Source organism: Capnocytophaga haemolytica, from assembly GCF_001553545.1.
GTDB lineage: Bacteria > Bacteroidota > Bacteroidia > Flavobacteriales > Flavobacteriaceae > Capnocytophaga > Capnocytophaga haemolytica.
This window is the reverse complement of sequence record NZ_CP014227.1, coordinates 1,064,006-1,086,803: the sequence shown is the minus strand read 5'-3', so window position 1 is coordinate 1,086,803 and position 22,798 is coordinate 1,064,006. Positions and strand designations below refer to the sequence as shown.

Sequence of the window (22,798 nt, the reverse complement as noted above, 5' to 3'; positions counted from 1 at the left end):
GGGAAACCTTCTAAAATACCCCCTTTCAAAAAATAATTCATTTTATATTTGGTGTATTAAAACTTTCTTTATACCTTTGTACTCTTATTAAACATCATATTATGGCTAAAAAAGAAACTATCATCTATACTCTAACCGACGAAGCTCCCTTCTTGGCAACCCACTCACTATTGCCCATTATCAAGCGCTTTACAGCCTCTTCGGGTATTGAATTTAGCGAGAAAAACATCTCTTTGGCAGGGCGCATCATCGCAGCTTTTCCTGACTTCCTCACTGAGAACCAACGCACTAATAATGACTTAGCTGAGTTAGCCACCCTCACCGCAAGCCCAGAAGCCAACATCATCAAGCTGCCCAACATCAGTGCTTCTGTGCCTCAGCTCTTAGCCGCCATCAGTGAGCTAAAAGCCAAAGGCTACGACCTGCCCGATTATCCAGAAAACCCTCAAAGCGAAGGAGATAAACTTATCAAAGCACGCTATGATAAGGTAAAAGGTAGTGCCGTAAACCCCGTGCTGCGTGAGGGTAATTCCGACCGCCGTGTGCCCCAAGCAGTGAAAAACTACGCTCGCAAACACCCCCACACGATGGGCACTTGGAGTAAGGAATCACAAACTGCCGTGGCTACAATGGCTGAGGGCGACTTCTTCCACAGCGAAAAGTCAGTAACCCTTTCCGAGGATACCAAACTGCGTATCGAACTCGTTACAGCTGAGGGCGTTAGCACAGTCTTAAAAGAACCCTTTGCCGCTCAGAAAGGTGAAATCATTGACGCCGCCGTAATGCGCAAAAGGGCGCTGCTCGATTTCTACAAAGAGCAAATCACTACCGCCAAACAGCGCGGCTTACTGCTCTCATTACATCTGAAGACCACAATGATGAAGGTCACCGACCCCATCCTCTTCGGGTATGCACTGAGCACTATCCTCGCCGACGTATTCGAAAAGTACGCCACTACATTCGCCCGCTTAGGGATAAGCCCCAATAATGGCTTAGCCGATTTACTCAGCAAAATAGAGCCCCTACCCACTGAGGAAAAAACTGAAATTCAGCAAGCTATTGAGCAGTCACTCAAGAAAGCACCTGCCATTGCGATGGTCAATTCCGATAAGGGTATCACTAATCTGCACGTACCCAACGATGTGATCATTGATGCCTCAATGCCCGCAATGATACGCAATTCAGGCAAAATGTACAACGCACAAGGTGCTTTGCAGGACACCTTGGCTCTCATCCCCGACAGTGCTTACGCAGGGGTTTATAGCACTACGATCAACTTCTGCAAAGAGCACGGCGCCTTCGACCCCACCACAATGGGTAGCGTCTCCAACGTCGGGTTGATGGCACAAAAGGCAGAGGAGTACGGCTCGCACGATAAAACCTTTGAGATACCCAGTAGCGGCACCGTGAACGTCATTGACGAAAGCGGCACTACCCTCCTGAGCCATAAGGTGGAGCAAGGCGACCTATGGCGTATGTGTACTGTGAAAGATGCCCCCGTACAAGACTGGGTAAAACTCGCAGTATCAAGGGCTAAGGAGGCACGTGTCCCCACAGTTTTTTGGTTGGACAGCCATCGAGCCCACGATGCCGAACTGATCAAAAAAGTGAATACCTACCTGAAAGATTACAACACCGACGGCTTGGAGATCAGCATTCTTCCGCCCGCTGAGGCTACCCTATTCACCCTGAAAAGGCTCCGAAAAGGCGAAGATACTATCTCTGTGACGGGTAATGTCCTACGCGACTACCTCACCGACTTATTCCCTATTTTAGAACTTGAAACGAGTGCTAAAATGCTTTCCATCGTGCCTTTGATGAGCGGCGGTGGTCTCTTTGAAACAGGCGCAGGCGGTTCAGCACCCAAGCTCGTCGCCCAGTTTCTCGAGGATAACTTCCTCCGCTGGGATTCCCTTGGCGAATACCTCGCCTTAGGAGCCTCACTGGAGCACTTAGCCCGCACCTTCGACAGCCCCAAAGCATCCGTACTGGCAAACTCTTTAGGCAAAGCTACTGAGAAACTTCTCGAAAACAACAAGTCACCACAACACCACATAGGTGAAATTGACACGCGAGGCAGCCATTTCTACTTGGCAATGTACTGGGCAGAAGCCTTGGCAGAGCAAACTGAAGACGCTGAGCTCTCCCGTGAGTTCTTCCCTATTGCACATTCGCTAAAAGAGAAGGAAAACATTATCGTCCAAGAGTTTACCAGAGAGCAAGGTCACCCCGTAACACTCGGCGGCTATTACCTCCCCGATGAAGAAAAAGTCTGCACCGTGATGCAACCCAGTGCTACCTTCAAGCGCATCCTATTGCCTCATTTACTGTAAAGACTGTTAAAACTTAACGGATGATATCAGAATAAAAAAAAGTAGAACCCTTTTGCGCAACAAATATTTTTATTATTTTTGCGCCGAATTTACTAAATAAAACATTATGACAGATACACAATTGACTCAAGAACAATACGAGCTATTCAAAAATGCCGAAGAGAGAATGAAGCAAAAACGCTTGCTCTACATCCATTTCTTTGTGTTTGTATTAGGCACTATCTTCTTTTGGGTAGCCAACAAACTATTAGGCTATGGCGCCGACTATAACTGGTGGTACTGGGCTGCTCTGATATGGCTATTCCTATGGTTATGGCACGCTATGAGTGTGTTTGTATTCAACCGATTTATGGGTAAAGAATGGGAAGAAAAACAGCGCGAAAAGCTCATCGCTGCTCAACAAGAAAAGATTATGAAGATGGGCGTTGCCGTTGAAAAAGAACTCGAAAAAAAGCGAGAAGAAGTAGCCCGACAGATTGAAACCGAGCAAAATAAGTCTGAAACTGTATGATAACCCTCATCGCTGCTACCGACGAAAATAACGCTATCGGGCACAAAGGCGAGCTGCTATGGCACCTCCCCCTTGATTTTAAGCACTTCAAGGCACTCACTACGGGGCACTGCATCATAATGGGCAGGAAGACTTTTGAGACTTTCCCCAAACTGCTGCCCAACCGCACCCATATCGTGATCACAAGGCAGCAAGAATATCACCCTGAAGGCGTTATTGCGGTCAGCACTCTTAATGAGGCTATTGAGCGAGCCTTGTCCTTAGATGCCTCACCTTACATCATAGGCGGAGGCGAGATCTATGCGCAGGCAATACCCCTCGCCCACTGCATAGAACTCACTCGGGTGCATCACTCTTTTGCGAAGGCAGATACTTATTTCCCCACTATCAACCTATCTGAATGGGAGTTAATCGCCTCTGAAACGATCCTCAAGGACGAGAAGCACGCCTACAATTTCACTTTTGAAACCTATAAGAGACGTTAAGTATTGGGCATTAAGAAACAACAAAGGCTAAACAGTATATACCGTTTAGCCTTTACTCTATAACGTTTGAAAAACCTGATAAATAAGCGCTTCAGGCACAATACAGTCTGTCTTAGAGCGCCCAATACCCTCTAAAAGCACAAAGCGCACTTCACCGTGTGAATTCTTCTTGTCAAAGCGCAATAGCTGAATAATCTCACCGACTTCCTCAGAGGTAAACTTCTCTTGGGGAAAGTAGAACCGCAGTGTTGTATTTACGCTATCGCAATCCTTCCGTGGGAATCCCGTTAAAGCTACCGACAGCTCACAAGCTAGTTGCATCCCAATAGCTACCGCCTCACCGTGCAACAAACGGCGGCGATGGCTGCTCTGCAAGCAATAGGACTCAATAGCGTGCCCAAGGGTGTGTCCGAAGTTCAACGTCTTGCGTAGCCCTCCTTCGCGAGGATCTTGCATTACGATCTGGTTCTTAATTACCACCGACTCATAAATAAGCCTATCTAAATCAGTAATATCTAAGTCTTTCAGGCTACACATCTGCTGCCAATATGCCTGAGAGGCAATCAGCCCGTGCTTGAACATCTCAGCAAGCCCGCTGCGGAATTCTTCCCGCGAAAGCGTTGCTAAATACTGGGTATCAATAATAACACCCTTTGGACTATTGATCACCCCCACTTGGTTCTTCAGTGAGCCTAAATCCACACCTGTCTTCCCTCCTACCGAAGCATCAACCATAGCCAAGAGTGAGGTAGGAATATTCACAAAATCAATACCTCGCATAAAAGTTGAGGCTACAAAGCCGCTCAAGTCAGTCACCACACCTCCCCCTAAATTGATAAGCACACTATGGCGGTCAGCACCAAGTTCAGAAAGAGCATACCACACCTGCGTACACGTATCAAGGTTCTTGTGCTCCTCCCCCGCTTCTATCTCAATGATTTCAATAGGGATATTAGTTTCCAACAACTGTAAGAAGGTAGGCATACAAGCCTCAGCGGTATGGCTATCCACTAATAAAAACAGCTTTGAATAGTTCTTTTCAGCAAGTAATTGATGTAGAAAATCAGCTCCCTGCTCATTAAAATACACTGAATACCCCAGCGATTCAATAGGATTTAACATCATAATCTATAATAAGTTTAGGGCACAAAGATACAATTTTTAAAAAAATTACATATTACAGATTGCTCATTACTCATTAAATTTGTACCTTTGCCGCGTAATAGCTTTTAAAGCTGAAAAGCCAATAACAATGATTATCCACCACTTAGGCGAGGATCCTTCTATCCTCAACCGATTTATCGCCGAACTGCGCGATGTAAACATCCAAGCCGACCGTATGCGCTTCCGCTACAACCTTGAGCGCATAGGCGAAATTCTTTGTTATGAGATGAGTAAGTTCCTGCAATACAAGTCGGAACTGGTAAAAACCCCCTTGGGCGAAAAGAAAGTACAACTACCCAAGGACGAGATTGTGATATGCTCTATCCTCCGCGCGGGACTGGCATTGCACCAAGGGCTTATGAACTATTTCGACTATGCCGACAATGCCTTTATCTCCGCCTATCGCAAGCACACTTCCGAGACAGACTTCGACATCTTAGTGGAGTACTTAGCCTCCCCTTCCTTAGAGGGCAAAATACTCTTCCTTGCCGACCCAATGCTCGCCACAGGTCGCTCGTTTATCAACGTATATGAAGCCTTGGCACCACTGGGCAAGCCCAAGCAAACACACCTCTTTGCCGTGATAGGTTCTGAGCAAGGTATTGAATATTTAGAGGAAAAATTTCCAGAAGATACGCACTTGTGGATTGCCACCATCGACCCTGCCCTCAATAAGCACGGCTACATAGTACCTGGCTTAGGTGATGCAGGCGACTTAGCTTTTGGTAACAAAATGCAGGGTTAGAATCACCACAGGGAAGCATATCAATAGCCACAGTATCGTTTCCTTGAGCCATAGTTTGTAAATGCGCTCGACATAAAGCGCAAAGAAAATGGCGATGGGTGCAAAGAGATAGATGGGCTCTTTGGAAAGAAAAAAGACGAGAAGCCCCACCCAGAGGAACTGTATCACTATCTGCGAACTGATGCTGTGGTAACGTCTTACGAAGTAGTATACCCCCAACGACACTGATAGCATCACCCCTAAGCTGATGAGCGATACTACGGTAGCCAGCGGCAAGTTAAAGTTGGGAATTTCTGTGATATGGGTGTAATCAAAAGCCTCAAAATTGTCAATAATCACTTGAAAAGGCAAGCCCGAGAGCAACCAAATGGCAGTGCCCAATATCAGTATAACAATGAGGGCTAAGAAGGGTATAAGCCAATATCTACGCTTCTCAGAGCCGTAGAACAGCAACGAAATCCATATATTGAGTAAAAAAACAAGTGCCCAAGGGTGCAATATACCCGCGCAGAACACCAATAAGGAAGCATCAAAGAGTTTTTGAGGTACTTCTTCACCCGTTTTAAGTGTAAGAATACGCCAAAGCACTAATAATACCAATAAATTAGCTCCTACAACCCGTATAGAAGAGAAGGTCATAGGAAAAAGGATGATACATATTGCAAAAAAGAAGAGCACATAGCAGTTTTTTGTCTCAGCTAGCTCATTCCAACGATTGATTTGCTGTAAAAGCAAGAATGATAGCAGCAAAAGGATGGTTATCACTAACTTTTCAATCACTACTGCATCTGTGAAAACCGTATGCAGCACTTGGGTTTCGTATACCAACGCCCCAGCCAACAGTGCTAAGAACACTATCAGTAAATCAATTGCCCTTGTATTTTCAAAACGCGCACTAAGCATCAGTTACTTATGGTTATTTGTTCACCTGCCAACGTTACATTGTAGTTGAGCAGAGGGTATATATTTGTGATATTTCCTGTGGCAATAGGCTGACCGTTCAGCAGGTGATAGACGGTTTTGTCGCAGGGGCACATTGCCATTGTATAGTTATGGCTATTGTCTTCACAAGGCTGAAAGCCCACATCTTTGCTGCCCTCAGCGCAGTGCATCGCTTGGCAATCCGTGAGGTTGTGGTTAGGGCAGGCAGCCTCCCACGCACGATAGGTATTCCCGCCGAGGTACGTTACGAATACCCCCTTGATGCCCGCACTTGGTGCAGGAATAAAGACTGTGCTACCAGGGGTTTTCAAGCTGTTGTATGCTGGTAAATTAGTGTTAATCGTATATGAAAACCGCGCCTCACCCAAGAAAGGATTGCGCTTTGCCGTATCCTTGGTACAACCCACAAGGCTTATCACTGCTATTGTGATGTAAATTAGTTGCTTCATAAGTTGTCTTCTTTCCATTGATTGTGTAATATATCATATAGGTTTTTCCATAAGGTATTGTCGTGAGCGTTTTGCTTACGATATTGCTGCTTATCAGTTATTACTACAATTACAGCATCTGTACCACAGGACGCTTGTACACTTTCTCCTTCCTTTATAGTCTTAAACTTTTTGAGGTCTAAGGCTTTCATCACTTTTACCCAATCCTTAGTAGGCTTTCGCTTGCTGCTTTTTAGTTTTCTTGGATATGGTGCATATTTCTCAAAACCAGCCCACTGCTTATCTATCCAATAAGCAGGAGAAAACAAAACCTTACCTCCGTAGAATTCCAAACGTACCTCTCGTACATCTTCCTTCTCTTGACCTTGCATAAAGAAAGTATTTAACAACAATAATATACAAAACAACTGCTTCATCACTAATCGCTAAAAAACATAGCCTATCCCTATCGAAAGGGTTCTATTCTTAAAGATATAATTCGGACTAAAGCCTGTATTGGTAAGCGTTAGCTCATCACCTTCGAAGATGTTGGTAAGCCCTTGTACCCAGCGCAGTTCAAAGAACCAACTCGAATCCAAGGTATAGCCAATGCCTGCGGTCATTGCTACATCAATGTTGTCAATAGCCTCATCACTCACGTGCGTTACAGGTAGAGGAGCTCCCTTATCGAAGTAAAAGTTAGTTTTACCTATGCGATACTCCAACTGCGGACCTACGTGCAGATTGATGCCTCGCCCCACATTGAATCGTGCCATCACAGGAGCCGAAAGATAGTCCAAGTCGAGCGTAGCCTTGCCGTAAATATCGGACTTGATATGCGCACCACGGCGGTTGTAAATACCTTCCACCTGCACTGAAAATAGGTTAGAAAGCGGTATTTCCATCGTAATACCCGCAAAAAAACCGTGATAAGCCGTCATCGAGGCTCCATCACTCATATCTCCGCTCAGGCGTGCATAGTTATAGCCCGCCTTCAAACCTATGTACTGCGCCTTGGCACTCCAAAACGCACACACACACATTGTTAATAATAAAATTCTCTTCATTGGTTTATTTAATTTTAGGCTTTAGGCATAAGGGATTAGCGCGTTAGCTCTGACGCCTTACACCTTAAGCCTGATACCTTGCATCAGACTTGTTTCGTTGTTATAATCTTCACAGGGCAAGCCTTTTGTGCTGCTTCACACGCCTCTAAGATGCTTTCATCGTGCGACTTCAGGGTGTAAAACCCTTTCTTCTCCGTAGAACGAAGTAGCACACTCTTGCCGTCTTTCTTCGACATCTGAAACTGCTCTGGTGCCATCTCCACACAATAGTTGCACCCGATACACTTATCCCGCTGTAATGTTACTATGACCATTTTTTCAGGTTTGAGGTGTGAGGTCTGGGGTCTGAGACCTAATTCCGCGTTACCTCATACCCCACACCCCAAACCTTACATCTTAACTATTTTATACAATTTATCTGAGGGGCGCACTCTAAAATCCGTTTTGAGGGTGCAACTGTCGCCTTTCTTAGCGCGCTCGGCAGGCACATCATCTACCATCATCGCAGTGAGTTCTATCTCTTGTACGCCTGTGGTAGGACCTGTGATGAGGAGCTTATCGCCTATCTTAATGTCAAATGCCTCAATGGCAAACTCTGCAATGCCACTCTTAGGGAAGTAGTGCTTACCTTGCCCTATGTACACCTTCTTCTGTGTGGCGTTAGAGCCTGGGGTGTCGCTCCACTCGCCGAGCTTCTGCCCAAGGTAATAACCGCCCCAGAAGCCACGGTTGTACACCGTCTTCAAGGCTTCCATCCACTCCTCAACCTTCTCTTTGCTATACGTACCTGCATAGTAAGCGTCAATCGCCTCGCGGTAGGTGCGTATCACCGTAGCCACGTACTCAGGCGCACGCCCACGCCCTTCGATCTTCAGTACCTTAGCCCCCGTATCGATCACCTGATCAAGGAAGTTAATGGTGCACAAGTCCTTGGGCGACATCATATACTCATTGTCGAGCTCTATCTCAAAGCCGCTCTCTTGGTCGATGACGGTGTACTTCTTGCGACAGTTCTGCTTGCACGCTCCGCGATTGGCAGAGGAGTTGTGCGAGTGCAAACTCAGGTAGCACTTGCCAGAGACCGCCATACAGAGAGCCCCGTGTCCAAAGATTTCCACCTCTACTAAGTTGCCTGAGGGTCCCTTGATTTCCTCCTTAGCAATCTGGTCGCATATCTTCTTAATCTGCCTCAAACTCAGCTCGCGACTCATCACCATCGTATCGGCAAAGAGCGCGTAGAACTTCACCGTCTCAATGTTGGTGATGTTGATTTGCGTGGAGATATGCACCTCCATCCCTATCTGCCGTGCGTAGGCAATCACCGCCTGATCCATCGCAATCACTGCCGTGAGCTCTGCACGTTTGGCAGCATCTAAAAGCGTTTTGATGATAGAGAGGTCGTGGTCGTAAATAATCGTATTGAGGGTGAGGTAGGTGCGTATGCCCTTAGGGTGGCAGCGGCGTGCAATCTCCTCCAAGTCGTCAATGGTGAAGTTGATGCTCGCCCGTGCCCTCATATTGAGCTGGTCTACCCCAAAATATACCGAGTCAGCACCGTTGTCAATTGCCGCTTGCAGCGACTCAAAATTGCCCGCTGGTGCCATTAATTCAATCTTTCCTGTTCCTGTCATTCGTTAGTGATTAGGGGTTAGTAGTTAGTGGTTAGGGGGCAAAGATAATACTTTTTTAATGATTAGTGATTAATGATTAATGATTAATTTACATTGTACTATTGCAACAGATTAAAAGTCAATGAACTATAAAAATACTAAAACCTCACTTTTAAGCACAAAAAAGACCACCATGAGGGCAGTCTTTTTTGTAATTTAAAAACATAGTTACTACTTTTTTGTATAACTACAAGTGCCATTATAGCGGTTTACTACCAAAGTTTTCCTGTCAAGTGTAACGATAGTAGCTTCCTTAGAATAATTACTGTATCCTGATTTTTTAAACTCTATCTCGCCGTTTTGCTCATTAACGAGAAACTCTCCTGATTCTGTCGAGGCACTCCCATCATCATAATAATCTACAATCTTTAATTTGTCTTTTGAAAACTCCAAAAAACTCTTCTTTTTATTGGCTGAAATCTCAGTGGAATTAATCTTTTGAAGCATCCAAGTACCTTGTAAAAGAGACCACTTATCTGTTGCTGTTGGGCTATCATCATCACTTTTGCTGCACCCCACAGCGATAAACAGCATACATACAGCTAATAAAACGGTCTTTAAAAATACATTTCTTTTCATCGTAATAATAAAGTTTAAAATTAATGCGGCAAAGGTATGGCATTTTTCCCAGCCCGCCATTACCCCCCCCCCTCCATTTTAACAAAACTTTAACACACTACTACTATAATAAAGCAAAAAGGCAGCTCATAAGAGTTGCCTTTTATATCTTTTAGTATTAGTTTTATTTTACTTCTCCCATTAGCCTCTTAAGCAGTGGATGCATTGCCATTACAACAACGGCAGCCCCCGTCATAATGCCTGCAAAGAGCAGAAAGAAGCTATCTAAGCCATAGTTCTTGATAATTACATCCACTTGACCACCTAAGGCTGCGGCTCCTTTTTGTGCTAAAGCTATAGCTAAATACCACATCCCAAACATAAAGGCGAGCATACGCACAGGTACTAACTTAGAGATGTACGACAAGCCCACAGGCGATACAAAGAGTTCGCCCAAAGTGTGCAGCAGGTAAATCACTGCTAAGAAGAGCATCGGTATCTTGCCATCGACTTTGAAGTAGACTGAGCCTGCCCAGATTGCCAAGAAGCCTAAAGCTACAAAGAGCAAGCCAAAGGCGTATTTGAAGGCTACTGGCGGATTGTATTTGGACTCCCATATCTTTGCCACTGAGGAAGCCAGCGTAATCACAAAGAAGGAGTTGAGCGTTTGGAACCACGTTACTTCAATCTCGCCTACAGTTTCATTGAACTTCTGGTAGAGCATATATACACAGCCTACCCACAAGAGCACAAAGCAGATCCCTATGAAGAGGTTGGTGAGTGGGATGATCTTCCAAGTAACTTGTGCAATCTTATAGAGCACGTAGGTGATGATGCAGAGCGGCACTATCACCAAAAGGCTATTAACAATGTTAAAAATCAACAGCCCATTGCCTGTAAGTACCCTATTGACGTGGTCACGGGTGATGATCGTAAGTGAAGAAGGAGCTTGCTCAAATCCCACGTAGAAGAAGATAACAAACAAAGCTATAAAGAACACTCCAAACATTTTACTACGCACTTCAGCTTCATAACGCATTGTGCGTGAAATGAGTAGGTATACAAACATTATCCCAACAAGAATAATCACTAATAAATCTCCTTTGAGTGCACTCGTATCTAAGAAGGCAAAGAAGTCGGTGCTGCCTGCGTTTACTAACTGTTCGTTGATGGTATAGCCCAAGCCGAATATCACTACAAGCACTGTGAGGATAAGGTCGAAGGTGGTGAATGGATTGCGCTTTTCGTGAGGAGTATCCTTTACCTCTGTATGATCTACTTTAGCAGGAGCAGTGCCCAAGTCGCCCAAGAGGTTTTTATTGAAATAGAACTGCAACATACCACCGAGGGTCATAAATACGCCCGCAAGACCAAAGCCGTAGTTCCAATCAAAGTTAGTCCCTACATAACCACAGAGCATCATCCCAAAGAAGGCACCACAGTTTACGCCCATATAGAAAATGGTATAGGCACTATCCTTCTTCTCTGGATTATCTTTATAGAGTTGCGAAAGGATCGTAGGTGTGTTGGGTTTGAAGAGCCCTACGCCCACTACGAGGCATGCTAAGCCTATATAAAAGCTGAGATGCGAGGGCATAAATAGGAAGAACTGCCCTGCGGCGAGGAACACCGTGCCAATGATGATGGTTTTGCGAGCACCGAGCCAGCGGTCGGCAATCATACCGCCGAGCACAGGGGTGAGATAGATGAGCATTGCATACGTACCGTAGAGTGAGGTAGCACGCGCAGTATCCCATCCCCAACCAGGGTTGGCATCTGTAAGACTTGCTGTTAAGAAGAGCACCAAAAGGGCGCGCATACCATAGAATGAAAATCGTTCCCACATCTCAGTGAAGAACAAGAAGAACAGCCCCACGGGCTGACCTAACACTTTTGTATTTGTGTGATACATAATATATTTAAATTACTTTTTATCTTATGTTACTTTACTTCTCCCATTAGTTTTTTGAGCAGTGGGTGCATTGCCATTACGATAATAGCCGCACCTGCGGTGATACCTGCAAATATGAGGAAGAAGGCGTCTAAACCCCACTTCGCTTTGATGACGTCTACTTGTCCACCGAGTGAGGCAGCTATCTTCTTGGCTATAGCAATCGCTAAATACCACATCCCAAACATAAAGGCGAGCATACGCGCTGGCACTAACTTAGATATATAGGATAAACCCACAGGAGAGACAAACAACTCGCCTAAGGTAAGGAATAAATAGATAAGCACTAAGAAGAGCATCGGTATCTTTCCGCCTACGTTGAAATACACATCTCCCAACCAGATTGCTAAAAAGCCTATAGAGACAAGCAGCAACCCAAAGCCGTACTTGAAAGCCACAGGAGGATTGTATTTAGAGTCCCAGATTTTAGAGATTGAAGAGGCTAAGGTGATGACAAAGAAAGAATTGAGCGTGCCAAACCACGTTACTTCAATCTCTGACACTGTCTCGTGAAACTTCTGGTAGAGCATATAAATAGAGCCTCCCCAAAGTAGCATAAAGCACACTAATAGAATGAGGTTTGTAATCGGAATAATCTTAAAGGTAGCTATGGCGAGCCGTATGAGTACATAGGTGATAATCGCCAGCGGGACGAGCACCAATAGGCTATTGACGATGTTGAATATCAGCAGTCCGTTACCTGTGAGTGTTCTATCGATATGGTCGCGGGTGATGATAGTCAGTGAGGAAGGAGCTTGATCGAAACCAATGTAAAAGAAGATGATGAACATTGCGATACAGAGCACGGCAAACATACGGCGACGTACCTCCCCTTCATAGCGCATTGTACGTGAAATAATCAAGTAAATAAAAAGTAACAACGTGCCAAGTATCACAAGCAGTTGTCCAGATAGGTAAGGATTATCAAGAAAGCCAAAGACATCAGTAAAGCCGCCTTTTACCAACTGCTCATTAAGGGCATAGGTGAGCCCCAGTACTGCTACAATCACCGTGAGGATAATATCCACTATTGTAAAAGGGTTATGTTTTTCACCTATATCCACCTTCTTCTCTGCCTCAGGCATTCTCTTAGGGGCAGCCCCCAAGTTGTCCATTAGGTTTTTGGCAAAGATGAATTGCAGTGTGCCGAGCAGCATAAAGATGCCAGCCAGCCCAAAACCGAGATGCCAGCCCCAGTGGATGCCGAGGTAGCCACAGAGCATCATCCCAAAGAAGGCACCACAATTGACGCCCATATAGAAGATGGTGTAGGCACTGTCTTTTTTCTCTGGTTCACCGATGAACATCTGTGATAGTATAGAAGGCATATTAGGCTTAAAAAGCCCTACCCCAATCACGAGGCAGCACAAACCCACATAGAACATCGTGTGGGAATTCATAAAGAGACAGAACTGCCCGAGGGTCATAATGCTTGCGCCGATGATGATCGTCTTGCGTGCACCGAGGTATTTATCAGCGATGATACCGCCAATGATGGGGGTGAGGTATAGCAGCATTGCGTAGGTGCCATAGAGCGAGGTAGCACGTGCTGTATCCCAGCCCCAGCCTGACTGTACTGAACCTGTAATAACCTCCGCTGTGAGGAAAAGCACCAAGAGGGCACACATCCCATAAAAAGAAAAACGCTCCCACATCTGAGTGAAGAACAAAAAAAACAAGCCCGATGGCTGACCTAATACTTTGGTGTTTGAATAATTCATACCCCTTGCAAATCTCTTACTTTCTTTTTAAGGCGACAAAGTTATAAAAACACTACGAAACAACCAAAAATATTCTGTTAATTTTTTAGAGGTAAGGTATGAGATATGAGGTGTAAGGTATAAGGTAGGCGTGTTTTTCGTTTATTATCAATTGGTTACAGAGGAAAAGAAGCTTATTATTACTTACCATCCAGCACATCATCAAAGAAAAGGAGCATTTCCTTGATGTGGTAAATGCCATAACGTTCGAAGACGGCCTGGGTTTTCGCTTCAGGTTTCCAGTCGAAGAAGGCGTGGCTAGCACCACCTACTTCAATGTACTCTGCGCGTTGCCCTGCTTTGATGAGAGCTTGCTCATAACCTCGCACTTCCTGATCACTGATGATAGGATCTTCAGTGCCACGAAACAGCAATTGAGGTACATAACGCTCTTTAGCATTAGGAATAGATTCTATGGGAGCAATAGCTTTGCGATAGGCATCACTTTTGTCCTTCATAGGTCCTGAGAGGAGCCCTGCAGAGAACACTCCATAGGTAGGACTCACAGCTTTGATAGCCTTAGCTAAGTCGGTACGCACTTGGATGAGGGTTTTGCCTTTAGGCAGATAAGTGGGCTTAAATTCGTAGACATCTTCAGTCTTACCAAAACCACGATCTCCAATGCGCTCTACGAAGTTGGCAGCAGAAGCTGATAGGTGTCCGCCTGCACTATCACCTGTGAGCAATAACTTGGAAGGATCGCCTCCGTATACAGCAGCGTGCTCCATAATATGAAGCAGTCCACCGTAGACGTCCTCAATAATCTGATAGGGTTCGGTAGGCGTTTTGTCGCCATCAAGAGTGCCCAGCCAACGATAGTCCATACTGAAGACTACATACTTGCCCGTACGCGCCATCTCGCGTGCCATACCGCGCATAATGTCTTCGGTATTGGACGACCAGCCACCTCCGTGGATAATGACTATACAAGGCAGGTTTTTAGCTCCTTTAGGGGCGTAAACATCGTATTTGAGAGGCTTCTTCCCTGGTTGTGCAAATACTATATCTTGGGTAACGACAAGCCCTTGGGTAGCCTGTTGTTTTACGAAATAAGCCCCAATAGCGATATTGCGATGAACTGTAATTTTAAATTCAGGGGTCATTGTCTCGAAATAGAGTCTACCCCAAGGCATATCTTCGGAAGCGGTGTAATAACCACTGTCAAATGTGTAGCCCTTGTCTGGGGTGGCTTTTACGGTGAGCACAGTGCCTGCTTTGTACATCCCGCTTTTGGGCAGTGCTGGCGATACGGTATAGGAACCGTGTTCTGCCTTGTCAAAAGTTACCTTGTACTGCTGCCCCATAGCAGTTGCCCCTGTGAGTAGGGTAATGAGGATTAGTAAATGTTTTTTCATTTCTATACAGTTTAATATTTAATCATAGCTCTCAGCAATTTATTTTCTATAAGTAAGCTAATTGGCTATCTATTTTCAGGCGACAAAGTTACTATATTTTATCTAAACCTCTACATATTCCTCGAAAAAGTTTTGCAGAAAAAAGGATAAAAGGTCAGGGGTCAGAAGTCAGTGCATTTATACACTGACTTCTGACCCCTGACCTTTTATATTTGACTTATGGATGCTATTTAATTGCCTCAAAATTCTTCTTCACAAAGTCTGACAACTCTTTGCCTTTCAATAAGCCTTGTGAGAGACGTGCCAAATCAAAAGCCTGACTGATGAGGGCTTTCTTAGCGTCCTCTGTAGGGGCTTTGAGGATAGCGTCCGCTAAGGGCGAATTGCTATTGACCACCACGTGGTACACCTCTGGGAATGCCCCAAACATACCCCCACCGCTGGTGGCACTCATCTCTTTCATACGGCGCATAAACTCAGGTTGATTGATAGCCATCGGAGGCTCATCGCTCGCTAAATCCTCAAGCTGCACCATATAGCCCTCCTTAGGCACTACGGTCTCTATCACCTCTTTAAGGGTTTTCTTTTCCTCTTCGGAATACTTGGCTATCACCGTATCGTCTTTCTTAATGAGCTTTGAGAGTGGAGCAGAGTCTACACGGGCAAACTGCAACTTCTCATTGTCTTGCTCGAGCTTCTGCATCAAGTGCGATACAATAGGCGTATCAAGCAGCAGCACGATGTATCCCTTCTCCTTCGCCTCTTCTATGGCAGCGTATTGCGCCTCTTTGTTCTGTGCGTAGAGTAGCACCAAGTTGCCGTCCTTATCCGTCTGCAATGCCTTGGTAGCCTCTTTCAACTCTGTGAGGGTGTAGTATTTATCGTCCGTAGAGGGGTAGAGCATAAAGTCGCCTGCCTTCTCGTAGAACTTGTCATCGGTGAGCATACCGTATTCGAGCACTATCTTGATGTCGTTCCACTTAGCCTCAAAGTCCTTGCGGTTGCTGTTGAAGAGTGATTTGAGCTTATCGGCTACCTTGCGGGTGATATAGCTGCCTATCTTTTTCACATTGGCATCGGCTTGTAGGTATGATCGAGAGACGTTTAGAGGTATATCAGGTGAGTCGATCACCCCCTTGAGCATCGTAAGGAACTCTGGCACGATACCCTCGACATTATCGGTTACAAACACCTGATTCTGATAGAGCTGTATACGGTCTTTTTGCAGCTGTAAGTCGCCTGTGAGCTTAGGGAAGTAGAGTATCCCTGTAAGGTGGAAGGGATAATCTACATTGAGGTGTATGTGGAAGAGCGGCTCCTCGAACTGCATCGGGTAAAGCTCGTGATAGAAAGCCTTGTAGTCCTCATCGGTAAGGTCAGCAGGCTGCTTCGTCCACGCGGGATTGGGGTTGTTGATGCGGTTTGGCACCGTGTCATACTCCGTCTTATAGTCCTCGGGAGCATCTTCTGGGCGTGGTTTAGGCACTCGCTTAGTACCGAAGATAATCGGCACGGGCATAAACTTGTTGTACTTGGTCAGCAACTCCTCAATGCGGTGTGCTTCTAAAAACTCTAATGAGTCATCATTGAGGTGCAACACAATCTCCGTACCGCGGTCAGTCTTTTCTGGGTATTCTTCAAGGGTGAACTCAGGCGAGCCATCGCATACCCAGCGCACAGCGGGCGCATCGGTGTAGCTCTTGGTAAGGATTTCCACCTCCTTAGCCACCATAAAGGCTGAGTAAAAACCTAAACCAAAGTGACCTATAACACCTGCGTCTTTGGCAGTGTCTTTATATTTAGCGAGAAACTCCTCTGCCCCAGAGAAGGCAATCTGGTTGATGTACTTCTCCACCTCCTCGGCAGTCATACCGATGCCCTGGTCTTTGATGTGGAGTGTCTTGTTGTCTTTGTCTACACGCACAGTGATCTCTGGGTTGCCGTACTCTACTTTTGCCTCTCCGATGCTGCACAAGTGTTTGAGCTTGAGGGTAGCATCGGTAGCATTGGAGATAAGCTCGCGCAAGAAGATCTCGTGGTCGCTATATAAGAACTTTTTAATCAGCGGGAAGATGTTCTCCACTGAAACATTGATATTTCCTTTCATATTCTTTTATTCTTTATTACTTATTTAACGGCAAACCTATTGCGAAAAGCATACCAAAGTAGTGCTGACTGACATTTTGTCAGGTGGTGCCAGTTTAAGACAATGTTAATACTTGCGGATATGTGTATTCATAACACTCAAAGCCGAATGCTTCTATGTCGGGGTAGTTTTTCTTTATAGCTACTGAAGGGAGCGTTGCTAAGCGGTTAAAGGCTTCTGGGGCGTAGATGTTAGCTACGTTGGTGGGCTTTTTGTGAAAGAAACAGCATTTTCTAATGGTTTTTGTTTCTAAGTATTTTTTGATAGCGGGCACGGCACAGAGGGTTTGCAAAGAGGTTATTAACTGCGTTTTTGCCTTTTTACGCGCTTCTTTTAAGGCTCTTGTTTTGGTTTCTTTTAGTTCGCCGAGCACAAAGGTTTGGGTGGTTTCGCAGAGTATATCGCATCTATTTTTGTTTTTCTGAAATGCTTCGTTGGCAATGGTGTTTATAAAGGACTCATAGCCGATGATGGTGATGTTGTGTTTCTGGGGGTTGGTACAAACGGCTGTGCCTAAGTGGGTAGGTGTGATGGTGATGCCTTGTCCTTTTAAGTCGCTAATGCCAAAGGAGGTGTGTTGCAGTTGTATTACTTTTATGGTGGGCACGGCTGGCAGGTGGTAATGTGTGATGAAATCGTTGGTTAGTAAATCTGTTATCATTGGTTGTTTAGTTCTTCGTATTGGTTATAAATGTCGTTGATGGTGTCTGAGAGGCTATTCGTATCTACGATGCGGTTCTCTTTGATACACAAGTCTTCAATGCTGCCATCTATCACCTGATATACTGCTAAATCCTCAAACCTAATATTAGCCCCTTTTATCAATTGCCCTTTATCACACGCCTTGATGAGTAGGTTGAGGTAGTTGGCTATATAGGGGCTGTGTGTGGAGAAGACCATATTGACCTCATTCTTGTTTTCTTTAAAGCAGTTGGCAACGAGGGCACTCATTAGCTCGCATTGGGCATCGGGAAAAAGGCTCAGTTCAGGCTCTTCAATATGCAGTGAGATGCGCTTTTTAACCTCGCCGAGATTGGTTACGGGTTTGAAGTCAGTGAGCCTATCTATCTGACTTAGATAGTTTAACACCGTACGGTTAAACGCTTCTTCATAATCAAAATGTTTTGCAAAATAGGTAGCTATAAGTAATGAAGGTATTACATTTTGAATCCCAGAGGAGCTATCTTTCATATCTAATTCATACGTATTAGCGGTATCGCGAACTACATAGCGTGTTCTAAACTTCTCCTTTTTTACTGCAAATTGTAAGTTAAAAAAAGGAATGTCTAAGGCTTTAAGCATATTAGAAGCATCAATAAAGTCGTTCAAGACCTCTTGAAAATAAAAACCCCAAGTAGCCTTCGAGGGAGATTTCTCTGCCCACAACGGAATAAGGTTGCGTGTTTCAGAGATAAAACTCAACTTATTATACTGCAAATCCTCTGTAGCTATGATCTCATTTTTGCCTCTAAGCTTTCCTTGTGTAAAGGTAATGGTGTAAGCCCGTTCTCCAAAATGCGTTGTGTATTGTATCTCAGTGTTTTTCTTCACGTACTGAACAAAACCACAATTTCTTAGATAGGTATCCATACGAAATCGAAAAGGGCTTTTTGATATTTTGCTATTTTTCAGGTAAGAACGTATATTTTGCATCTTATAAATCCATCTAAAAAGCGCAAGGACTTTCATTAGGGTACTCTTACCACTACCTGACTCACCAATAAGTACCGTAAGAGGTTTTATATCCTCAATGTAGATGTCTTTTATAGGTCCAAAATTCTTAATGTGTATACTCTCTCTCATCTATATAATTAGTTTTAACGGGGCAAAGGTAGTATTTTTTATTTAAATTCAAGTAAAATACATATTGTTTTTTTATATCTTTTATATTCTATTCCCTCACCCTTAGTTCGATATCGATTCGATAGTAGTCCGTCAGGAATTTTTTCTGTGGCGAGGTTGGCTTGCTATTTGAAAAATATGTAGTACCTTTGCGGTTGGATTTATTTTTAGATTTATAACTTTGGAACTGGTATTTTTAGGTACGGGCACTTCGCAGGGGGTGCCTGTGATTGGCAGCGATCACCCAGTGGGGCGAAGTACTGACCCAAGGGATAAGCGTTTGCGCACTTCGGCATTGGTGAGCTGGGAGGGTGTGAACGTGGCTATTGATTGTGCGCCTGACTTTCGCCAGCAGATGCTGCGTGAGGGGGTGCGCCATTTGGAGGGGATCCTCTTTACGCACGAGCACGCTGACCATACGGCTGGCATTGACGATATCCGCCCTTTTGTTTTTATGCAGGGCGATATGCCTATCTATGCCCTCGCGCGGGTGATTGAGGAACTGAAAAGGCGTTTTGCTTATATTTTTGCTACTGAAAACAGGTATCCTGGGGCGCCTTCGGTGGTGATTCACCAAGTGGAGGATACGCCTTTTGAGGTGAGAGGTAAGCGGATTATTCCTGTGCAAGTGCAGCACGGCAAGCTACCGATTTTGGGTTACCGCATCGACGATTTGGCTTATATTACGGATGCAAAATACATCGCTGAGGAGGCGTTAGAGAAGTTAAAAGGTGTAAAAGTGTTAGTGCTCAATTGCCTGCGCAAAGAGCCTCATCCTACGCATCTGAACCTTGAGGAGGCGCTGGCGATTGTTGGCAAAATCAACCCGCAACGCACTTATTTTACGCATATTAGCCAGACGTTTGGCTTCCACGCTGAGGTAGAACGAGAATTGCCTTCGGGGGTGTTTTTGGCGTATGACGGGCTACGAATAAACTGTTAAGATTTCGTTAATTATTATGGTGGTTCGGAAATTTGTCGTATCTTTGCAGCAATTATTAAAATACAATTATATGAAAAGAATTTTAATTTTACTTTTAGTGGCAGCCACTATGGGCGCTTGTAAGTCGTCAGGCAGCTCAATGACTGCTAAACCGAAGGAGACCAATGTAGCTAACAAGACGCTTAAAGGGGAATGGACGCTACAGTCGATCACGTACAGCCAACAGGGTAAGTATGATGTTACCTTGCTACAAGATACTTCAAAGGAGTGTTTTGAGGGGAGTACTTGGAAGTTTGTTCCGAACAACAACCGTGGGCATTACACTATTAACAACAGTGGCTGCTCAACAGGGCAAAGGAACTTTATCTTTATTGTACAGCAAATAGATAAAGCGACAGGATACTATGATTTCTTGTTGAAGCCTACTAATGAGAAATACAAATCAGAGAACAACGCTGGTATTCGCTTACACTTGGCAAGCCTTTCTGATAACTCAATGGTGTGGGAACAAACCGTAAGGGTAGATGGCAAGCCTTTTGTGATCTCAATGAATTTTGTTAAATAATTTTTAAAAACATACAAGGATGAAAAAAATCGTAGTATTAGCCTTATCAGCGGCTGTAATGCTGGTGGGTTGTGAGGCTTATAACAACTCAAATAAAACACAGCGCGGTGCCGTAGTAGGTGCTGCTGGAGGTGCCCTTTTGGGTGCTATCTTAGGGAATAACGTTGGTAACGGACAGAACAGTGAACTCGGTGCGGTACTTGGTACGGTAGTAGGGGGTGCTGCTGGGGCTGTTATCGGTAACCAAATGGATAAGCAAGCTAAGAAGATCGAGCAGGAAGTGCCTGGCGCTGAAGTAAAGCGTGTGGACGATGGTATCGTAGTAACGTTTGATGACAACAACAGCGGTGTATATTTCGAGACTGCTAAGTATAACATCAACGCTAAATCGCAAGAGACACTCAATAAGCTGATCAGAATCTTGAAGGAATATCCTGACACTAACGTGCTTGTTGCAGGACACACTGACAGCGTAGGACAAGACGCTTACAATATGACGCTTTCAAAGAACAGAGCGCAATCCGTAAGCCGTTATCTTACTGCTAATGGTGTAGCTGGAAGCCGCCTTACTACTAAATGGTATGGTGAAAATAATCCAGTGGCAAGCAATGACACTGCCGCAGGACGCGCTAAGAACCGCCGTGTGAACATTGTGATTGTTCCTAACGAAAAGATGAAAGCGGATGCTAAAAAACAAGCTGGGCAATAATCCAGCACTTTAGTGTACTTATAATTAATTGCTAAGGAGTTAAGAGCTAATTGTTCTTAACTCCTTTTCTTATGGAGTCCGTTACAATCATAACAAATGGCATCTCTTTTGAGATATTCGCTGTAATATTTGGCGTAAAAGGTGAAAAGCCGTACTTTTGTGCGCTGTAATATTTTCAGAATTCACTCAAAAAAACAAGATTTATGCAGATATTTAAATTCGGGGGGGCATCGGTAAAGGATGCCGCAGGGGTGCGCAACGTCGCTAAGATATTAGAATCCGTAGGCTATAGCAATACGCTGATTGTCATCTCAGCGATGGGAAAAACTACCAATGCATTGGAGGCGGTAGTGCAGGCGTATTTCAAGGATAAAGAGATGCTTACCGCGCGCATTGACGAGGTGAAAGCCTTCCATTACCACATCATTCGCGAGCTATTTAAAGATGAAAACCATCCTGTATACTGGAAGGTGGACGGGCTTTTCGCAGAACTCGTGTCTTTCTTAGAGCGCAATAAGTCGCCAAAGCATAGCTTCGTATATGACCAAGTGATTTGCTTCGGCGAACTGATTTCCACCACCATCATCAGTCTGTATTTGAACGACAATGGTATTAAGAACACGTGGACAGACGTACGCAACCTTATCAAAACTGATAGCAACTATCGTGATGCCGCCATCGATTGGGAGGAGACGCAGCGCAATATCCGCAGTGGCATCAACAAGCAACTACTGAATATCACACAAGGTTTTTTGGGAAGTGATGCTAACTTCTTCACTACCACTTTGGGACGTGAAGGATCGGACTATACCGCTGCTATTTTTGCGTATTGCTTGGATGCCGAGAGCGTAACGATATGGAAGGACGTGCCAGGGGTGCTCAATGCCGATCCGCGCTACTTTGAGCACACTGAATTACTGCATAAAATCCCTTATCAAGAGGCTATCGAGCTCGCTTTTTACGGAGCATCGGTAATCCACCCGAAAACCTTACAGCCATTACAACAAAAGGAGATACCGCTCTATGTGCGTTCCTTTGTAGACCCGACGGCTAAAGGAAGTGCCGTTTGTAAGGTCGCCGATTTAGAGCCGAAGGTGCCCTGCTTTATCCTCAAGCGCGACCAGACGCTTATCTCGCTTTCGTCCTTAGATTTTTCCTTTATTATGGAGGAGCATATCAGCTATATCTTTAAGGCACTGCACCAAGCGAAAATGAAGGTGAGCGTGATTCAGAACTCGGCAATTAGTTTTTCGGTGTGTGTGGATAACAAGTTTGATACGCTCGCTGAGCTTCTTGGGCAGTTAGAGGGCAAGTTTAACGTGAGCGTTGCCGAGGGCGTTACCCTTTACACCATTCGTCACGCCACCCCCGAGGCAATTGCTAGCGTAGAGGAAGGCAAAGAGGTGCTTCTCAAGCAAGTGATGGGCGCAACCGTGCAGATTGTTACTTCGTAAGAGGTCAGGGGTCAGAGAGTAGAGGTCAGAGGCGAGCTGTATCAATAGAGGTCAGAGAACAGTAGTTATAGTACAGAGACGTACTATATAAATAATAAAGTCCCGAGAGTGTAATATTCTCGGGACTTTTTATATAATAATTCAAATGTTTATAGGTATTGTAGCTGATC

The 22,798-nt window shown here is 44.8% G+C and carries 22 protein-coding genes; 8 read left to right on the top strand and 14 right to left on the bottom strand.

Features of this window, described 5'->3' with window-relative positions:
• Nucleotides 1-101: 101 nt before the first annotated feature.
• The 3 genes from AXF12_RS04775 (at nt 102) to AXF12_RS04765 (ending at nt 3,329) form a co-directional block, all read left to right on the top strand.
• Entirely contained in the window at nt 102-2,333 is a 2,232-nt protein-coding gene (locus AXF12_RS04775; protein ID WP_066428787.1) for an NADP-dependent isocitrate dehydrogenase, read from the top strand.
• Nucleotides 2,334-2,439: 106 nt separating this feature from the next.
• Nucleotides 2,440-2,844 carry a 2TM domain-containing protein gene (locus AXF12_RS04770; RefSeq protein WP_066428785.1) on the top strand — a complete coding sequence of 135 codons (405 nt, stop codon included), beginning with the start codon at nt 2,440-2,442 and terminating at the stop codon, nt 2,842-2,844.
• A complete protein-coding gene (locus AXF12_RS04765) occupies nt 2,841-3,329 on the top strand; it encodes a dihydrofolate reductase (RefSeq protein ID WP_066428783.1) in 489 nt (162 codons plus the stop codon). Before AXF12_RS04770 ends, AXF12_RS04765 begins: the two co-directional genes overlap by 4 nt.
• Before the next feature lie 57 nt (nt 3,330-3,386).
• On the opposite strand, the gene aroB is transcribed toward AXF12_RS04765, so the two are convergent.
• A complete protein-coding gene (aroB, locus tag AXF12_RS04760; protein WP_066428782.1) occupies nt 3,387-4,454 on the bottom strand; it encodes a 3-dehydroquinate synthase in 1,068 nt (355 codons plus the stop codon).
• A gap of 127 nt (nt 4,455-4,581) precedes the next feature.
• On the opposite strand from aroB, the gene upp reads away from it, so the two are divergent.
• Nucleotides 4,582-5,238, top strand: a complete 657-nt coding sequence (upp, locus tag AXF12_RS04755; RefSeq protein ID WP_066428779.1) for a uracil phosphoribosyltransferase — start codon at nt 4,582-4,584, stop codon at nt 5,236-5,238.
• On the opposite strand, the gene AXF12_RS04750 is transcribed toward upp, so the two are convergent.
• From AXF12_RS04750 to AXF12_RS04690, 13 genes are all read right to left on the bottom strand, one after another.
• Nucleotides 5,209-6,141 carry a DUF6427 family protein gene (locus tag AXF12_RS04750; RefSeq protein ID WP_066428777.1) on the bottom strand — a complete coding sequence of 311 codons (933 nt, stop codon included), beginning with the start codon at nt 6,139-6,141 and terminating at the stop codon, nt 5,209-5,211. The two genes, upp and AXF12_RS04750, sit on opposite strands and share 30 nt — an antisense overlap.
• Nucleotides 6,141-6,629 (bottom strand): hypothetical protein, encoded by a 489-nt coding sequence (locus AXF12_RS04745; protein WP_066428776.1) that lies wholly within the window; start codon nt 6,627-6,629, stop codon nt 6,141-6,143. The genes AXF12_RS04750 and AXF12_RS04745 overlap by 1 nt, the downstream gene beginning before the upstream one ends.
• Nucleotides 6,626-7,000 carry a hypothetical protein gene (locus AXF12_RS04740; protein ID WP_066428774.1) on the bottom strand — a complete coding sequence of 125 codons (375 nt, stop codon included), beginning with the start codon at nt 6,998-7,000 and terminating at the stop codon, nt 6,626-6,628. Before AXF12_RS04740 ends, AXF12_RS04745 begins: the two co-directional genes overlap by 4 nt.
• Before the next feature lie 54 nt (nt 7,001-7,054).
• Complete coding sequence (locus tag AXF12_RS04735) at nt 7,055-7,675, bottom strand: porin family protein (RefSeq protein ID WP_066428773.1); 621 nt, start codon at nt 7,673-7,675, stop codon at nt 7,055-7,057.
• A gap of 83 nt (nt 7,676-7,758) precedes the next feature.
• A complete protein-coding gene (locus tag AXF12_RS04730) occupies nt 7,759-7,989 on the bottom strand; it encodes a ferredoxin (RefSeq protein ID WP_066428772.1) in 231 nt (76 codons plus the stop codon).
• A gap of 75 nt (nt 7,990-8,064) precedes the next feature.
• Entirely contained in the window at nt 8,065-9,306 is a 1,242-nt protein-coding gene (locus AXF12_RS04725; protein WP_066428770.1) for a peptidase U32 family protein, read from the bottom strand.
• 210 nt (nt 9,307-9,516) lie between these two features.
• Complete coding sequence (locus tag AXF12_RS04720; RefSeq protein WP_066428768.1) at nt 9,517-9,924, bottom strand: lipocalin family protein; 408 nt, start codon at nt 9,922-9,924, stop codon at nt 9,517-9,519.
• A gap of 163 nt (nt 9,925-10,087) precedes the next feature.
• Nucleotides 10,088-11,815: a peptide MFS transporter gene (locus AXF12_RS04715; protein ID WP_066428764.1), complete on the bottom strand. Its 1,728-nt coding sequence runs from the start codon at nt 11,813-11,815 to the stop codon at nt 10,088-10,090.
• Between the two features lie 29 nt (nt 11,816-11,844).
• Nucleotides 11,845-13,575, bottom strand: a complete 1,731-nt coding sequence (locus tag AXF12_RS04710; RefSeq protein WP_066428763.1) for a peptide MFS transporter — start codon at nt 13,573-13,575, stop codon at nt 11,845-11,847.
• 179 nt (nt 13,576-13,754) lie between these two features.
• The gene (locus AXF12_RS04705; protein WP_066428762.1) at nt 13,755-14,969 is read right to left on the bottom strand and encodes an alpha/beta hydrolase fold domain-containing protein; all 1,215 of its coding nucleotides are present in this window, start codon (nt 14,967-14,969) and stop codon (nt 13,755-13,757) included.
• Nucleotides 14,970-15,195: 226 nt separating this feature from the next.
• On the bottom strand, nt 15,196-17,076 hold the full coding sequence (htpG, locus tag AXF12_RS04700) for a molecular chaperone HtpG (protein ID WP_066428761.1): 1,881 nt from the start codon (nt 17,074-17,076) through the stop codon (nt 15,196-15,198).
• 94 nt (nt 17,077-17,170) lie between these two features.
• The gene (locus tag AXF12_RS04695; protein WP_066428757.1) at nt 17,171-17,776 is read right to left on the bottom strand and encodes a hypothetical protein; all 606 of its coding nucleotides are present in this window, start codon (nt 17,774-17,776) and stop codon (nt 17,171-17,173) included.
• Nucleotides 17,773-18,918, bottom strand: coding sequence for an AAA family ATPase (locus AXF12_RS04690; RefSeq protein WP_066428756.1), 1,146 nt, complete (start codon nt 18,916-18,918; stop codon nt 17,773-17,775). Before AXF12_RS04690 ends, AXF12_RS04695 begins: the two co-directional genes overlap by 4 nt.
• 220 nt (nt 18,919-19,138) lie before the next feature.
• On the opposite strand from AXF12_RS04690, the gene AXF12_RS04685 reads away from it, so the two are divergent.
• The 4 genes from AXF12_RS04685 to AXF12_RS04670 all read left to right on the top strand — a co-directional run bounded on the left by AXF12_RS04685 (nt 19,139) and on the right by AXF12_RS04670 (nt 22,628).
• Nucleotides 19,139-19,900: an MBL fold metallo-hydrolase gene (locus AXF12_RS04685; RefSeq protein WP_066428755.1), complete on the top strand. Its 762-nt coding sequence runs from the start codon at nt 19,139-19,141 to the stop codon at nt 19,898-19,900.
• A 70-nt stretch (nt 19,901-19,970) separates the two neighbouring features.
• Nucleotides 19,971-20,465: a lipocalin family protein gene (locus AXF12_RS04680; protein WP_066428754.1), complete on the top strand. Its 495-nt coding sequence runs from the start codon at nt 19,971-19,973 to the stop codon at nt 20,463-20,465.
• A gap of 19 nt (nt 20,466-20,484) precedes the next feature.
• Nucleotides 20,485-21,174 carry a YiaD family glycine zipper/OmpA-like lipoprotein gene (locus AXF12_RS04675; protein WP_066428752.1) on the top strand — a complete coding sequence of 230 codons (690 nt, stop codon included), beginning with the start codon at nt 20,485-20,487 and terminating at the stop codon, nt 21,172-21,174.
• Between the two features lie 203 nt (nt 21,175-21,377).
• A complete protein-coding gene (locus AXF12_RS04670) occupies nt 21,378-22,628 on the top strand; it encodes an aspartate kinase (RefSeq protein ID WP_066428751.1) in 1,251 nt (416 codons plus the stop codon).
• Nucleotides 22,629-22,798: the final 170 nt, after the last annotated feature.